Source organism: Streptomyces hilarionis, assembly GCF_024539675.1.
In the GTDB taxonomy this organism is placed as follows: Bacteria; Actinomycetota; Actinomycetes; order Streptomycetales; family Streptomycetaceae; genus Streptomyces; species Streptomyces hilarionis.
Genome location: NZ_JAHHIT010000705.1, coordinates 1 through 277, shown reverse-complemented (window position 1 = coordinate 277; position 277 = coordinate 1). Strand labels below are relative to the sequence as shown.

At 48.4% G+C, this 277-nt stretch carries 1 protein-coding gene; it reads right to left on the bottom strand.

Annotated features, from left to right (window positions below; all coding sequences use genetic code 11):
• The coding region (locus KMS84_RS40085; protein WP_256921583.1) for a hypothetical protein at positions 1–277 on the bottom strand (277 nt) is incomplete at both ends.

The following is a 277-nucleotide window of genomic DNA, read 5'->3' as shown; positions in this document are numbered from 1 at the left end:
CGCTAGTGGTAACAGCGTCAAACGAATCGAGCGACAGTACCAATAGACCGCGAGTGCTGTGAGCAACAAAGCAATGATGCAGAATTCAAGAACGGACGAGGCGCCCTCAGCGATGTCACCAATCTGCTTGGCAAAGCCTATGATCTGAATTTCAAACTCAGCATCTTCAAACTTTGATCGGATAGAGGCTTCCAGCTCTCGGTCAAATTCGACGTAGTCGATGTGATTGTTTTTAACATCTAACTCGTTGACGTCCGCGGTAACCATCGCGCTTGTC